The organism is Salinivibrio sp. ES.052 (genome assembly GCF_900141775.1).
GTDB lineage: Bacteria > Pseudomonadota > Gammaproteobacteria > Enterobacterales > Vibrionaceae > Salinivibrio.
Genome location: NZ_FSRI01000001.1, coordinates 944,121 through 957,032 on the forward strand (window position 1 = coordinate 944,121; position 12,912 = coordinate 957,032).

A 12,912-nucleotide genomic window follows, 5' to 3' on the forward strand; every position below is an offset into this window, starting at 1 on the left:
TCAGTCACTGGTACTGTTTAGGTTTGATAGCTTGGGTAAGGTGATGATATGGAGCAAGATTCAACAGCCTCTAAGGCGTTGTCCAGATCTCAGGTGAGACGGCAGCAAGATATTATTAACGCTGCGCTAGCCGCGTTTGATCAACATGGGTTTGAGCGAGCACGTATTGATGATATTGCCAAGCAAGCCGGGGTCGCGAAAGGTACGGTATATCTATATTTTAAAAACAAGGAGCAGCTTTTTCATGGTGTGGTACGGCATGTGGTAGAGCCCGCACTCGAGCAGGTAAAGCATGTTGCAGCGGGCGAGACAGACAGTGCCTCAGAGCGACTGCGTCAGCAAGTCAACGCCTTTGGTCAGTTATTATCTGGTCATGACTTTCAGGTTATTTTAAGGCTGCTTATTTCTGAGGGGCCAAATAACCCAGCCATTCGATCATTTTACTACCACAGCATTGTCGCCCCAGGGATGCGTGCTTTTCAGCAGTGCCTAAAAGAGGGTGAGGAAAAAGGTGAGTTTAAATCGGGTACAGGGGATCTTTGTCCCCAACTCTTGGCAGGCGCGCCGATCGTATCCGCTGTCTGGCAAATTCTTTTTGCTGACTTTAGTCCGTTGGATATTCATACGTTGATCAACCAACAGCTGGCAGTCTTTCTCGAGGGTGTATCCGTAACCTAAAGCTCACTCAGGCGTTTGACGATTTTTCCATCGACTAGGCCAATAAGAGACGCAAGTTAAACGCAAATTGCGTATACTCACGGGCATTATTTTCTACAGCGCTGAGACAATGATTAAACTAGGCCAATTTAATACGCTCACTGTGGTCAAGCAGGTAGACTTTGGGGTGTTTCTGGATGGGGATGACTATGGCAACATTCTTCTTCCTAAGCGTTATGTACCGCAGGGTACCCAACTTGGCGATGACCTGGATGTGTTCATTTATTTCGATTCTGAAGATGACATCATTGCCACTACAGAAACGCCTTATGCCCAAGTCGGTGAATTTGCCTCCTTACGCTGTGTTGGGGTTAATACCGTTGGTGCCTTCGTTGACTGGGGATTGAGTAAGGATCTGCTTGTGCCCTTTAGCGAGCAACGTACGCGCATGGAAGAGGGCAAACCTTATGTCGTGCGTGTTTATACCGATAAGGCATCGGGACGCATTGTCGCCAGTCGTAAATTTAACAAGTTTATTAGTGAGGGCCAGCCGCAGTTAAAAACGGGCGATAAGGTCTCTGTACTCATTACTGATAACACGGATTTAGGGTATAAATGTGTGGTGGAAAACCAGCACTGGGGGCTAATTTATCGCGCAGAAGCGTTTGGTAAGTTATTCATTGGCAAGAAGCTCAGCGCCTATGTAAAGCATGTCCGAGATGATGGAAAAATGGACCTGTCTTTACAAAAACCAGGCAAAGCACGTGTTGATGATCTGAGTGATAAAATTATACAGACGCTTGAAAAGAAAGAGGGCTTTTTACCGCTGAACGATAAGAGTTCACCGGATGCCATCTTTGCATTGTTTCGAACCAGTAAAGCGACATTCAAAAAGACACTCGGTGGCCTCTATAAACAGCGTAAAATTCGTATCGAGCAGGATGGTATCTACTTGAATAAGTGACGGTGTCACAAATTCCTGGTAAAAAAAGACCCGGAACGTCCTGTTCCGGGTTCAGGGAAAAGGCTCATTAGAGCCAGTTGCCAATTTACGTTGTGATATTAAAGTGTAGTCTATCAATAAAGAATTACCAGTACGCGACTCGCCCTTTAAAAGGGTGAAGCTTTATCAGGGACCTAGCATCGCTAGGTCCTTTTTTGTTTTAAGCGGGGTTATGGCTTTGGAATGGCAGTACGCCATTCTTGCCACGCTTTTTTGCGCTCGCTGTGCAACAAGAAATGGTGCTTATTGCCAGCAACAGGTTGTAGTGGTTGATCGTCTGGGGTAGAAAACGCAATGCCGCCTTTCAGTAAGCTATCAATGGTACCACTTTTAAGGTCAGCGCCTGTCAGCCCAATTGATACGTCGACCCCAGACTCGTTCCAAAACACGGTGTTTTCGCGGATTAGGTGGGCGTATTGAGGTGCGATTTGTAGCTCGAAAACCACGCGATCGGATAGCTCGCCTAGTTGAACGTTAGAGACGATACCTACTTCTATATCTCGATGTAGTACCGGCGTACCGGCAGTCACGGAGTGGCGGGCCTCGCTTTCTAAGATCAATGTCAGCCCTTGTGGATACTTGGGGGAGTGGTGGAGAGTGAACTGCTGCGCGAATTCACCATTCCCTGGCACGACCGAGATATAGGTGCCAAATAATGAATCTAGATTTTCTGTTTTGGTGAGGCTAAGAACCGGCTGTGTTAGCCAAAAATAACTGCCGCTTCGCGCGAGTGATGCCTTGTATTCGGGATAGAGTCGGGCCTGAATATGGACCCGCTCTTGGTTGAAGTCAGGCGTTAGGTTGATCACCTCTCCTACGCCAACGCCTTGATAACGGATAGCGCTGCCGACTTTTACGCCATTTGCTTGCTCTACGGTTAGTGTAATATCAACGCCATATTGGGCTGCTTCCTGTTTTGATGGATAGAGTTTCCAATCCCCTTGGCGTTTATTACTGATCCCCGGCATTTTGCCAAACGCAATCCCGCCATTGATCAGAGAACGCAATGAGCCAGTATTTATCTCCACACCACTCAAGTTAGCTTTTATATCTAGCCCCGATTGGTTCCAGAATACGGTCTGGCGATTAATTAAGTGTTTGTAGCGATTATTGATGGCAATAGCGATCGAAACACTGTGGCCGTTGAGTTGATACCCCTCAACATGGCCGACCACGAAGTTACGATACATCACTGGACTGCCTTCGCTAATACTCGGTAAGCGATCTGCGACCAAGGTGAAGCGTGTTTGCCCATGCATGCCTTGTTTAGCGTGTTTCGCTTGAATGGGCGAGGTGTAAAGTGGATAGCTGTCTTGCACGCCATCGGGGCCTTGGCTCGTGAAGCTCAGTGCGGGATCGGCAACTTGCTCCATGGCGGGCACGACCACATCGAGGCCTTCACCCGTTAGTTCGCCGGTAATGCCACCTAAGATGAAAAACTGTGATTGTTGCTTTACTAAGTGACGATAGGCTGGGTCAATCACGAGGCTTAAAGTGACGGTGTCACTCTTGTTGAGACTGACGCTGTCAATGAATCCAACCTGAATACCGCGATGTAGCACTTTTGTATGTTGAGTGAGGCCATAGGCATCTTCGGCTGTTAAAGTGACCGTTAACGCGTCAGCCAATTGTTTTTGTTGTTGATGCCACGTTCTCGCGGTGAACACGTGACTATCGTTCACCTCTTCTGCATCGGCTGATCCAGGATCGATGGATAAATAATTTCCCAATACTAAGTTGCCAATATTTTTTAGCCCATCAAAGCCTATTCGCGGTTGCTCAATCCGTAACTGTGTCTCTTTATTCAAGAGCCAGGTCATACTGGGATCGATGCGAGCTGTCGCAATGGGCTTTTGCTGGTTGTTAGCCATTTCAATATGGGTTATTTCACCTACCTCTAAGCCCTGATAGGTAATTCGAGAGCCTGTTCCTGGAAGGCCATGATGGCTGGGAAGCGCGATCTTTATTGATTGTCCCCGCGCGGCATGAGCAAGGCTCCGATAAAGCTGAAAGGGCTGGTTTGCCTTTGATTGTGGACTCGCATCGGGTGAATCGAAAGCAATACCACCAGCAATTAAGCTAGCCATACTATCAATTTGAACATCTATGCCAGATACATCCATACTGGCCTTTAGGCCACTGACCGACCAAAATCGGGTATCTTGTTTGAGTAGGTGGGCGAATTGGGGCTCAATGAGCGCTGAGAGGGTGACGCCTTGCGCGTCGCTATCGAGGCGATAGCTGTAGACTTCACCGACCCGAATTTTGCGATAGTAGAGCGGCGAGCCAACATTGAGGGATCCGAGCGTCTGTGCATGCAGTTTTACCGTCGTACCTGCTTTTTCTGCCATATCGGTGGGCGGTTCGTCGCGAGCAATGAAAGAGCGGCGAGGTTCGCCTTTGCCGGGCTGCAAGGCAATATAATTACCAGATACTAAGGTTTCTAACCCACTAATGCCAGTAATCGAGGCGCGAGGTTTAACGAGCCAAAACGCGGTATCGGAGGTTAACAGCTGGGTTGCTTCTGGATAGATATTGGCATCAACATAAATACCATCCAAATCATCCGCTAAGGTAATATTGCGTACCTTGCCAACTTCTAAACCCTGATAACGAATAATGGTGCGGCCGGCTTCAAGCCCTTGTGCATCACCAAAAAGGATTTGGATCCGTTGTCCTGCTTCATTGATGGATTGAAACACCAGCCACGCCGCTAAACCTAACGCGAGAAGGGGGAGAACCCAAAGCGGTGATAAGCCGAAAGTGCTTTTAACGATCGGTGAGGGGGCGTTTTGTTTGTTGCTCATGATGATCCCATATCAAACGCGTATCAAGAAATTCGGTGGCAAGCATGGTGAATACCACGACGATACCAAAAGCGATGGCACCCGGCCCGGGCGTAAAGTCCATAATGCGGCCTCGGTCGATAAGAGCGACCATAAATGCAATCACAAATAAATCCATCATTGACCATTTTCCAATCCATTTTACCCCACGGTATAACCACATAAAGCGGCGAGGCGGAATGCCAGTCGGTAATCGTAAACTGGTTAAAATAAGCCCTAGCCCCAGGATTTTTGCTACAGGGACCACAATGCTGGCGGTGAAAATGATGGCAGCAATGCCTGGCATCCCGTTATTTATCAAGCTGGCAACGCCAGAAAAAATGGTGTCTTCAAGCCGAATACCGTTCGAGAATAAGATTGAGATAGGGTAGAGATTGGCAGGAAAAAGAAAAATGCTTGCGGTAATCAAGCAGGCCCATGTTTTTTGCTCACTTCTTGCTATTCGTGAGTGAATGGGCTGGTGGCAGCGCTGGCAAGGAAGCGACGGCACGGCGGCTTGTGTGAGTCCGCAGTGACCACAGCGGACTAATGACTTAGCCCCTACTTGGCGACCATGTGAAGAAAACGCATCCCAATACCTGCGCGTATTGACTCGCACTAATAACACCGACAGTAAAATTTGTATTAACGCGTAACAGGCCAGCCCTAACGAGAAGTGAAGAGTGGCATAGTCTTGAATTTTAAAACATGCGATCGCTAAGCTCACCATGAGCACATCCGCCATGACCCAGTGTCGGCAATGATCGACCACGTTTATCGCAGGGCGAAACCATTGAATGGCCCCTCGGTGGCGGGCAACATGCAAAATCAATAGCGCAGTCGTAAAAATCAGTGGTGCCAATGTTGCGCAGACCATGACCAGAGCGGCGACAAACGGAAAATCAGACCACAGTATGCCTGCTCCCGTTAAGACGGAGGCACTGACGGTTTTACCTAATAAGTCTATCGATAATAAAGGCAGTAAGTGTGCGGGGAAAAAAAGGAGCAGTATCGTCAAGGTTAAAGCGATTTCACCATTGAAAGATAAGCGACGACTTTGTGCGATCTTCGTTGCACAGCGTGGACAAATCGCGAGATGCCCATCGTCTGTATGACATGCTTGTAATACCAGATCACAACCGGGACATCTCATCATTGTTGAGTGAGAGGCCTGGCGCGTGCTATCTGGTGTATGTGCCATGATTATTTTCCTGCTACCTGTTGTACATGCCCATATAAGGTTTGGTATACCCCGGTTGCATTAACCAGTTCAGTGTGAGTGCCTTGTTGAGTGACCTGGCCTTCATCGAGCACATAAATCCGATCGGCTTCTTTTACGGCAGAGAGGCGGTGGGCGATGATAAGTGTGGTGCGCCCCGCCAAGAATGTTTGCATGGCTTGGTGCAGTGCTCGCTCGGTTGCGGTATCCAGCGCTGACGTAGCTTCATCCAAGATCACCAATTTAGGGTCGCCTAATAGCATACGCGCGATGGCGACACGCTGGCGTTGCCCACCAGACAAGCGAATGCCTTGCCGTCCAAGCGGCGTGTCTAGTCCTTCGGTGAGTTGGTTAACAACCTCTCCCAATTGCGCGCGATCCAGTGCTTCCCATAGTTTTATGTCGTCAAGCTCACGCCCTAAGCTTAAGTTATTTCTTAAACTGTCATTAAACAGCATTGGTTGCTGCAATACCACGGCAATTTGTTGACGAAGGGCATCCATATCGACGTGATTAATAGAATGACCGTTAAAACGGATATCTCCTTTTTCTACCGGATAAAGGCCTAACAACAACTGAATGAGGGTGGATTTTCCTCCACCGCTCGCGCCGACTAGGGCAACACGCTGCCCTGCAGGAATATGCATGGTTAAGCCGTCCAGAACGGACTTGTCATGATCATAGGCAAAGTGCAGGTTCTCGATATCAATACTGAGGGCGTGATGTGCTGTTTGACCCGGGTCAATACCATTAGGGCGGCGTATTTCTTCGGGCAATTGTAATACGTCGTTAATACGCGTCATCGCCGCTTTAGCGCTATACCATGCAAACTGGATCCCTAACAGTTCTTGAACCGGCCCCAACATGAACCATAAGTAACCAAAGACCGCAAACATGAGGCCAATCGATAAATCACTAAAAAAGACCATGCCCATTGCAACAGCTCGAAATAGTTCAAAGCCAATCAAGAACATAAGAAACGACAAGCGAGCTGCCGCTTCCGATTGCCAAGCATATTTATCGGCGCTGACTTTAATGTCACTGGCACTGCTGTCGAGCTGCCGCAAATACTCACGTTCCCGATTTGCGGCACGCAACTGGTATAAGCCGTCTAACGTGTCCACGAGCCGTTGTTGAAATCGCTCAAAAGCTTGGTTTTCTTGCGTCTTAAGGTGTTTGACACGTTGACCAAGCGACCGACTTAGCGCAATTACAAGTGGATTAATCAGCAGAATAAACACCCCTAATCGCCAGTCTATCCAGAGGAGGACCACGGCAGTACCAGTAACAGTGAGAATACCAATAATAAATTTACTTAGTGTTGTACCAATAAATTTATCAATAGTTTCAACGTCGGTGACCAAGTGAGAGGTGAGTCCGCCGCTGCCACGAAGCTCATATTCACGCATGCTGATACGCCCCAGTTTCGCGATCAGATGCTGACGTATTTTATAGGTGATAGCCTTTCCTACCAGCGTAAACTGGCGGCTTTGCACAATGTTGAGTCCTTGGCTGAATGTACGCATCAAGACGACGATGATCAGGACGGCACCGATGTAGAAGGTTGCGTGTTGCCACGTTTGTGGCAGTAAAGCATTGAGTATAGCCAACCCCCAGTCAGGTTTATCGAGCAAGACTTCATCAACCAGTAGCGGCATCAGTAAAGGAATAGGCACACTGATAATGGTCGCCGCAATGGCGACCACGTTAGCCCAGATAATCCGCGTGCGATGAGGTCGGGCTTGGTCAAGAATCCAGCGCCACGTAATCATAAATCAAGATACTCAATTGAAAAGTCTTTGGATTCTTTCTATTGTAATGCTCTTAGTGTTTGAGGTGCAGTGATTTATGGAAAACAAAGCTGATTTTTATCGCTTATTAACGCAACAAGCGGTTGCTTTATGTGAGGGTGAACCCAATCTTATCGCAAAACTGGCCAATGTAAGCGCATTGTTGAACAGTCAACTTGACGATATCAACTGGGTTGGGTTTTATCTTGATGATGGTTCAGAGTTAGTACTTGGCCCGTTTCAAGGTCAACCCGCTTGTGTTCGGATCCCTTTTGACAAAGGGGTATGTGGCGCGGCATACCAGCAAGATATGGTGATGCGAGTAGAAGATGTTCATGCTTTTGAAGGACATATCGCCTGTGACGCGGCCAGTAATGCTGAGATTGTTATTCCGGTCAGAGTGAATGGGCAGCGACACGCGGTGCTAGATATAGATAGCCCAAGTATCGGTCGATTTGACCAAGATGATGAACACGGACTGGCTATATTGGTCAAAGAAATGCAAAAACACCTATGATTTCGCCAATCTTGGTAGTTTTTTAATATCAGGTATCTATAATACGCACCACTTTCATACTTAAATACACGTAGATACGCTGCTGTAGTTTGCTGCAGCAGGCCAGGAAAAAACATGGAAAATACTGAAAAGCTCGCGAACAGCAAAGAAGTCATTGCCTACATTGCTGAACGTTTCCCTGAATGTTTTACTGTTGAAGGCGAAGCCAAGCCATTAAAAATTGGTATTTTTCAAGATCTTGCGACACGTCTTGAGGGTGATCCCAAGGTAAGCAAAACTCAATTGCGCGCCGCGCTTCGTCAGTACACGTCTTCCTGGCGTTATCTGCACAGCGTGAAACCAGGGGCGTCACGCGTCGATCTTGACGGCAACGCGTGCGGCGAGCTTGAGCAAGAACATATCGACCACGCTGCAAAGACACTGTCAGAAAGCAAAGCGCGTGCGGCTGAACGTCGTAAACAGCAACAAGCAAAGAAGGCAGAAGGTCAGGCGAAAAACGGCGGTAAAGCCGAGGCAAAAGGTAAAAAGGCGGCTGCTCAATCAGTGAAAGGCCGTACAAGTAAACCAAAGCCAGCTAAAATGACTAAGAAAGAGAGTGAGCCTCGTCGCGAACTCAGCGCCAACGACGTTGTCGTAGGGAAAGATGTAAATGTGAACATGGGCAACGGTAACCTACCTGCGACCATTGTTGAAATTAACAAGGATGAGGTGCGTGTTCGCCTGACTAACGGTCTAACCATGTTAGTAAAAGCGGAGCACCTCAGCGCCTAAAGGAGATACCTCGACGCATGTTTTGTCGACGCCGCGTTTCGGCTATCGCTGTCAGCTTAATGCTGGCAGCGTCTGCCCAGGCCGTAGAAGCCGATTTTCAACTCAGTGAGTTGCCCTCGCTCTCTGCTGAACCTCAACACAAAACCGCTTCCAAGCGAGTAACCTCACGCTTTACTCGGTCCCACTATAAGCAATTTTCACTCGACGATGCGTTTTCAGCGGCTATTTTTGAACGCTATATTGAAACGTTAGATTATAACCGTGTCTTTTTGACCCAAGACGATGTTGATACTTTGTCACGTTGGAAAACGCGCTTGGACGATCAACTGAAGTCTGGCGAGACAGACGCTGCTTATACGATCTATAACCGGGTGCTGAAAAAGCGTTTTGAACGTTATCAGTATGCACTGAACGTATTGGATAAGCCTTTCGATTTCTCCCGTGATGAGAGCATGGTGCTTGATCGTACCGAGCAACCATGGGCCGAGAATCAAGCAGAGTTGGATGCCATTTGGGATAAGCGGGTAAAAAATGACGCCTTGAACTTACGCCTGACGGGCAAAGAAGACGATGAGATCCGAGAAACGCTCGGCAAGCGTTATAACAGCGCACTCAAACGCCTGACTCAAAGCCACAGCGAAGATGTATTCCAAGTTTACATGAACGCGTTTGCGCGTCAGATTGATCCGCATACCAGTTATTTATCCCCACGCAATGCCGAACAGTTCCAATCGGAAATGAATTTGTCATTGGAGGGGATTGGAGCGGTCTTACAGGTCAAAAACGAGTATACCGTGATCCGCTCGTTGGTGGCTGGTGGGCCGGCCTCCAAGTCCAAACAGCTTTCACCGGGTGATCGTATCATCGGGGTCGGCCAAGAAGACGAAGCTATCGTTGATGTGATTGGCTGGCGCCTAGATGATGTCGTGGAGCTGATCAAGGGCCCGAAAGGGAGTAACGTCCAACTGAAAATATTGCCTGAGGGGGCGAACGCTAAAAGTTACAACGTCACGCTCACTCGCGATAAGATCCGCCTTGAAGATCGGGCGGTGAAATCAGACGTGATTAAGCGAGACGAAGATACCATTGGTGTACTGACTGTTCCCGGTTTTTATGTTGGTCTCGCGGACGACACCAAAAAAGAGCTCGCAAGCCTTAAGGCAAAGGGCGTCAGTGGCATTGTGGTCGATTTGCGAAATAACGGTGGAGGGGCATTGAGTGAGGCAACCGCGTTGAGTGGTTTGTTTATCGATGAAGGCCCGATCGTGCAAGTGCGAGACAGTTATGGGCGTGTCAAGGTCAACAATGATAGCGATGGGAAACGCTATTACGATGGCCCGATGACGGTATTAATCAATCGTTATAGCGCCTCGGCATCTGAAATTTTCGCGGCAGCGATGCAAGACTATAACCGTGCCGTAGTGATAGGTGAACAATCGTTTGGTAAAGGGACAGTGCAACAGCATCGCTCGCTTAACCATATTTATGATTTGTTCGATAAGCCATTAGGCTACGTCCAGTACACTATCCAAAAATTCTATCGGATCAGTGGCGGGAGTACCCAGAATAAAGGGGTTGTGCCCGACATTGCTTTTCCATCCCCTGTCTCGCCTGACGAAACGGGTGAGAGTATGGAAGACAATGCGCTACCATGGGATCGCATTGCCAAAGCGGATTTTCAGCCGCGTTCTTTGCCAGCACCGCTGATCGAGACCTTAGGTCAACGTCATAAGGCAAGGATTGCAGACGATCGCGAGTTTGGTTTCATTCGTCAAGATATTGACCGCTATCAGAAAGAAAAGGATGAAAACACCCTTTCTTTGAATGAAACAGTGCGCCGTAAACAAATGGACGATGAAGATGAGGATCGTTTGGCGCGCTTAAATGTGCGTCAAGAAGCCATGGGAGAACCAACCTTTAAGTCATTAGACGACGTGCCTAAAGATTATGAAGAGCCGGATGCTTACTTGGATGAAGCGGCCAGTATCACGCTAGATCTCGCCAGCCTGATGGCATCACGTGATGAGCTGAATTAACTGGCTAATATGATGTGCTGAGATTGAAGCCTAGGTTTTTGCCTAGGCTTTTTTGTAACTGAAAATGAGATCTAGGTCTAACCTTATTGGTAGGGTATCACCATCAGTGAGGGAAAGTATGCGTTGCTTCTTTGGGATCATACTCACCATACTTGTTGTACTACCAGTGCATAGCGAGGACTTAGCGCGCTTTGATGTCCCTTTGCTTTTGGGCCAATGGTATTGGTTTAGTGAAGAAACTGATGCCACACCCAGCCATCCATATAAGGCGATTAACCTTTCATTCAATTCTCACTATGAGTTCCGTATCGACATGCTACGTCGTGATGGTCAATTGGAAACCGCGGCAGGTCGATTCGCGGTGAATCAGCAAGTATTGCGGCTGTATAATGATAATGGCTCTGATCAGGTGCATGCGTATCAATTGAATCATTATCAGCTACAACTGCAAGATGCGATATTTACCAAGCTGCTTCCGGACGATCTCAGCGGTTTATGGCGTTCAAACAGTATTGAAGGTGAAGATGTGAGCGAAGACGTAAACGGTGTCTCTCTTAAACTTCGGCCTGATTTCTTATTTGCAATGCAGGTTCGTGGCGATAATGGTCGCTCGGTGACGCATCGAGGTGTCTACCTCGTTGAAGGAGGGAACTTGATGTTGATTTATAAAGAGGGGCGCCATTCATCACAATATCAATTAGCCTCCGATACCCTACGTTTAACCAATGATGTGTTTGGGATGGAAGCGGTATTGCAGAGGCAAAGAAATGAATAGACAGTAAAAAGCCCGCCATAAAACGGGCTTTTTACTGAATCGCGATTGGGTCTATCAGCCATATGACTCAAGCGTGACTCTTGCCCAAAAAAGCGGGCTTACTGTGACAGGTTAAAGGCCGCTTTAAGTGCTGATAGATGCGCTTCGTCTTTACAAATCGCTTTGTTTGGTTCATCGGATATCTTTGCTACTGGCTTCCCCTGACAACTGGTTAACTTAATGACCACATTTAAGGTTTTTACATTAGGTAAATCGCAGGTCAATTGTGTACCGATCCCAAACGAGGTACGGGCTTTATCGGCAAAGTGTTGATAGATATGAATCGCCTTAGCCAATGTTAAGCTATCGGAAAATACCAGTGTTTTTTCTTTAGGATCAATATGGTGGTGGCGATAATGCGCAATGGCTTTCTCGCCCCAGGTAATCGGATCGCCGCTATCGTGGCGTAGCCCCGTAAATGCGTGCGATAGCGATGCATTAAAATCATGTAAAAAGGCATCCATATTGATGCAGTCAGTTAAGGCCACCCCAAGGTTATTAGGGTATTCCTTTAGCCACATCGTTAATGCCAGCTGTTGTGAGTCTGCAAGATCTCCAGCAAGTTGCTGGTGTGCTTGGAACCATTCATGTGCTTGTGTTCCCACAGGTATGAGCCCCAATTGTTTTGCTAACCAACAATTAGAGGTCCCTTTCAACGGAGGATATACGGCCTCTAAACGTGTGACTATCGCTTGGTGCACGTCACGAGAGAAACGCCGGCGAGTACCAAAATCAACTAAATGAAATCCGTCCGCATAACCGTCTGCAGGTAAATGAGCGAGCTTTTCATCGAGACGGGCTAAGGCATCATCCACAGTATGTTGCGGGTAGCAAGCTTGGTTTCGCAGCTCACAAATAATGGCAAGTAAGGGAACTTCCCAGAGGATCACTTCGCGCCATGGCCCAGCAATATGGATTGCGAGTTGCCCTTCATCCTCTGATACCGTCACGTGTTCAGGGTTGAGCTGGAAGTGCGAAAGATAGGAGAGAAAATCAGCTTGATAAAGATCTAACGACGCGAGATAGTCAAGCTCATCCGCTTGAAAACGGAGAGTGCCCATATGAGTGATCTGCTCAATGATCTGTTCGCGAAGGTACGAGAGATTTTCATCGCTACGACAATAAAAGTCCGCCGTGACGTGAACGTCTGAATAATGATGAAATACCGCCTGCTGCATATTGATCTTATAAGCATCAGTATCTAAAAGCGATGTGATGATCGGATTGTGCATGCGTGAAGAACGCCTTACGGGTTACAAAACGAAATTGGCGTCATAGTA

General features: G+C 47.8%; 10 protein-coding genes. 6 read left to right on the forward strand and 4 right to left on the reverse strand.

All coding sequences use genetic code 11. The features are described from left to right. The first annotated feature begins 48 nt into the window (after positions 1–48). Together BUQ98_RS04345 and BUQ98_RS04350 are read left to right on the forward strand one after the other, a co-directional pair. Complete coding sequence (locus BUQ98_RS04345; RefSeq protein WP_074212661.1) at positions 49–678, forward strand: TetR/AcrR family transcriptional regulator; 630 nt, start codon at positions 49–51, stop codon at positions 676–678. A 109-nt stretch (positions 679–787) separates the two neighbouring features. Continuing rightward, entirely contained in the window at positions 788–1,621 is an 834-nt protein-coding gene (locus BUQ98_RS04350) for a CvfB family protein (protein WP_074212662.1), read from the forward strand. 209 nt (positions 1,622–1,830) lie between these two features. Here BUQ98_RS04350 and BUQ98_RS04355 read toward each other — a convergent pair whose 3' ends face one another. Genes BUQ98_RS04355 through BUQ98_RS04365 form a run of 3 tightly spaced genes read right to left on the reverse strand, consistent with a single transcriptional unit; the run spans position 1,831 to position 7,476 of the window. Continuing rightward, positions 1,831–4,467, reverse strand: coding sequence for a PqiB family protein (locus tag BUQ98_RS04355; RefSeq protein WP_074212663.1), 2,637 nt, complete (start codon positions 4,465–4,467; stop codon positions 1,831–1,833). Then, on the reverse strand, positions 4,430–5,686 hold the full coding sequence (locus BUQ98_RS04360; protein WP_254813875.1) for a paraquat-inducible protein A: 1,257 nt from the start codon (positions 5,684–5,686) through the stop codon (positions 4,430–4,432). The genes BUQ98_RS04355 and BUQ98_RS04360 overlap by 38 nt, the downstream gene beginning before the upstream one ends. A 2-nt stretch (positions 5,687–5,688) precedes the next feature. Next, complete coding sequence (locus tag BUQ98_RS04365; RefSeq protein WP_074212664.1) at positions 5,689–7,476, reverse strand: ABC transporter ATP-binding protein; 1,788 nt, start codon at positions 7,474–7,476, stop codon at positions 5,689–5,691. Between the two features lie 76 nt (positions 7,477–7,552). On the opposite strand from BUQ98_RS04365, the gene BUQ98_RS04370 reads away from it, so the two are divergent. From BUQ98_RS04370 to BUQ98_RS04385, 4 genes are all read left to right on the forward strand, one after another. Beyond that, a complete protein-coding gene (locus BUQ98_RS04370; RefSeq protein WP_074212665.1) occupies positions 7,553–8,011 on the forward strand; it encodes a GAF domain-containing protein in 459 nt (152 codons plus the stop codon). A 114-nt stretch (positions 8,012–8,125) separates the two neighbouring features. Then, a complete protein-coding gene (gene proQ / locus BUQ98_RS04375) occupies positions 8,126–8,782 on the forward strand; it encodes an RNA chaperone ProQ (protein ID WP_074212666.1) in 657 nt (218 codons plus the stop codon). Between the two features lie 17 nt (positions 8,783–8,799). Continuing rightward, positions 8,800–10,818: a carboxy terminal-processing peptidase gene (gene prc, locus BUQ98_RS04380; protein WP_074212667.1), complete on the forward strand. Its 2,019-nt coding sequence runs from the start codon at positions 8,800–8,802 to the stop codon at positions 10,816–10,818. Between the two features lie 118 nt (positions 10,819–10,936). Then, on the forward strand, positions 10,937–11,593 hold the full coding sequence (locus tag BUQ98_RS04385; protein WP_074212668.1) for a hypothetical protein: 657 nt from the start codon (positions 10,937–10,939) through the stop codon (positions 11,591–11,593). A gap of 98 nt (positions 11,594–11,691) precedes the next feature. Here BUQ98_RS04385 and pncB read toward each other — a convergent pair whose 3' ends face one another. Then, the gene (pncB, locus tag BUQ98_RS04390) at positions 11,692–12,864 is read right to left on the reverse strand and encodes a nicotinate phosphoribosyltransferase (protein ID WP_074212669.1); all 1,173 of its coding nucleotides are present in this window, start codon (positions 12,862–12,864) and stop codon (positions 11,692–11,694) included. Positions 12,865–12,912: the final 48 nt, after the last annotated feature.

What these genes read in the sequence shown, in the direction of transcription:
- BUQ98_RS04345 (WP_074212661.1), top strand. Translation starts at nt 49, where the DNA reads ATGGAGCAAGATTCAACAGCCTCTAAGGCGTTGTCCAGATCTCAGGTG.
- BUQ98_RS04350 (WP_074212662.1), top strand. Translation starts at nt 788, where the DNA reads ATGATTAAACTAGGCCAATTTAATACGCTCACTGTGGTCAAGCAGGTA.
- BUQ98_RS04355 (WP_074212663.1), bottom strand. Translation starts at nt 4,467, where the DNA reads ATGAGCAACAAACAAAACGCCCCCTCACCGATCGTTAAAAGCACTTTC.
- BUQ98_RS04360 (WP_254813875.1), bottom strand. Translation starts at nt 5,686, where the DNA reads ATGGCACATACACCAGATAGCACGCGCCAGGCCTCTCACTCAACAATG.
- BUQ98_RS04365 (WP_074212664.1), bottom strand. Translation starts at nt 7,476, where the DNA reads ATGATTACGTGGCGCTGGATTCTTGACCAAGCCCGACCTCATCGCACG.
- BUQ98_RS04370 (WP_074212665.1), top strand. Translation starts at nt 7,553, where the DNA reads ATGGAAAACAAAGCTGATTTTTATCGCTTATTAACGCAACAAGCGGTT.
- proQ (WP_074212666.1), top strand. Translation starts at nt 8,126, where the DNA reads ATGGAAAATACTGAAAAGCTCGCGAACAGCAAAGAAGTCATTGCCTAC.
- prc (WP_074212667.1), top strand. Translation starts at nt 8,800, where the DNA reads ATGTTTTGTCGACGCCGCGTTTCGGCTATCGCTGTCAGCTTAATGCTG.
- BUQ98_RS04385 (WP_074212668.1), top strand. Translation starts at nt 10,937, where the DNA reads ATGCGTTGCTTCTTTGGGATCATACTCACCATACTTGTTGTACTACCA.
- pncB (WP_074212669.1), bottom strand. Translation starts at nt 12,864, where the DNA reads ATGCACAATCCGATCATCACATCGCTTTTAGATACTGATGCTTATAAG.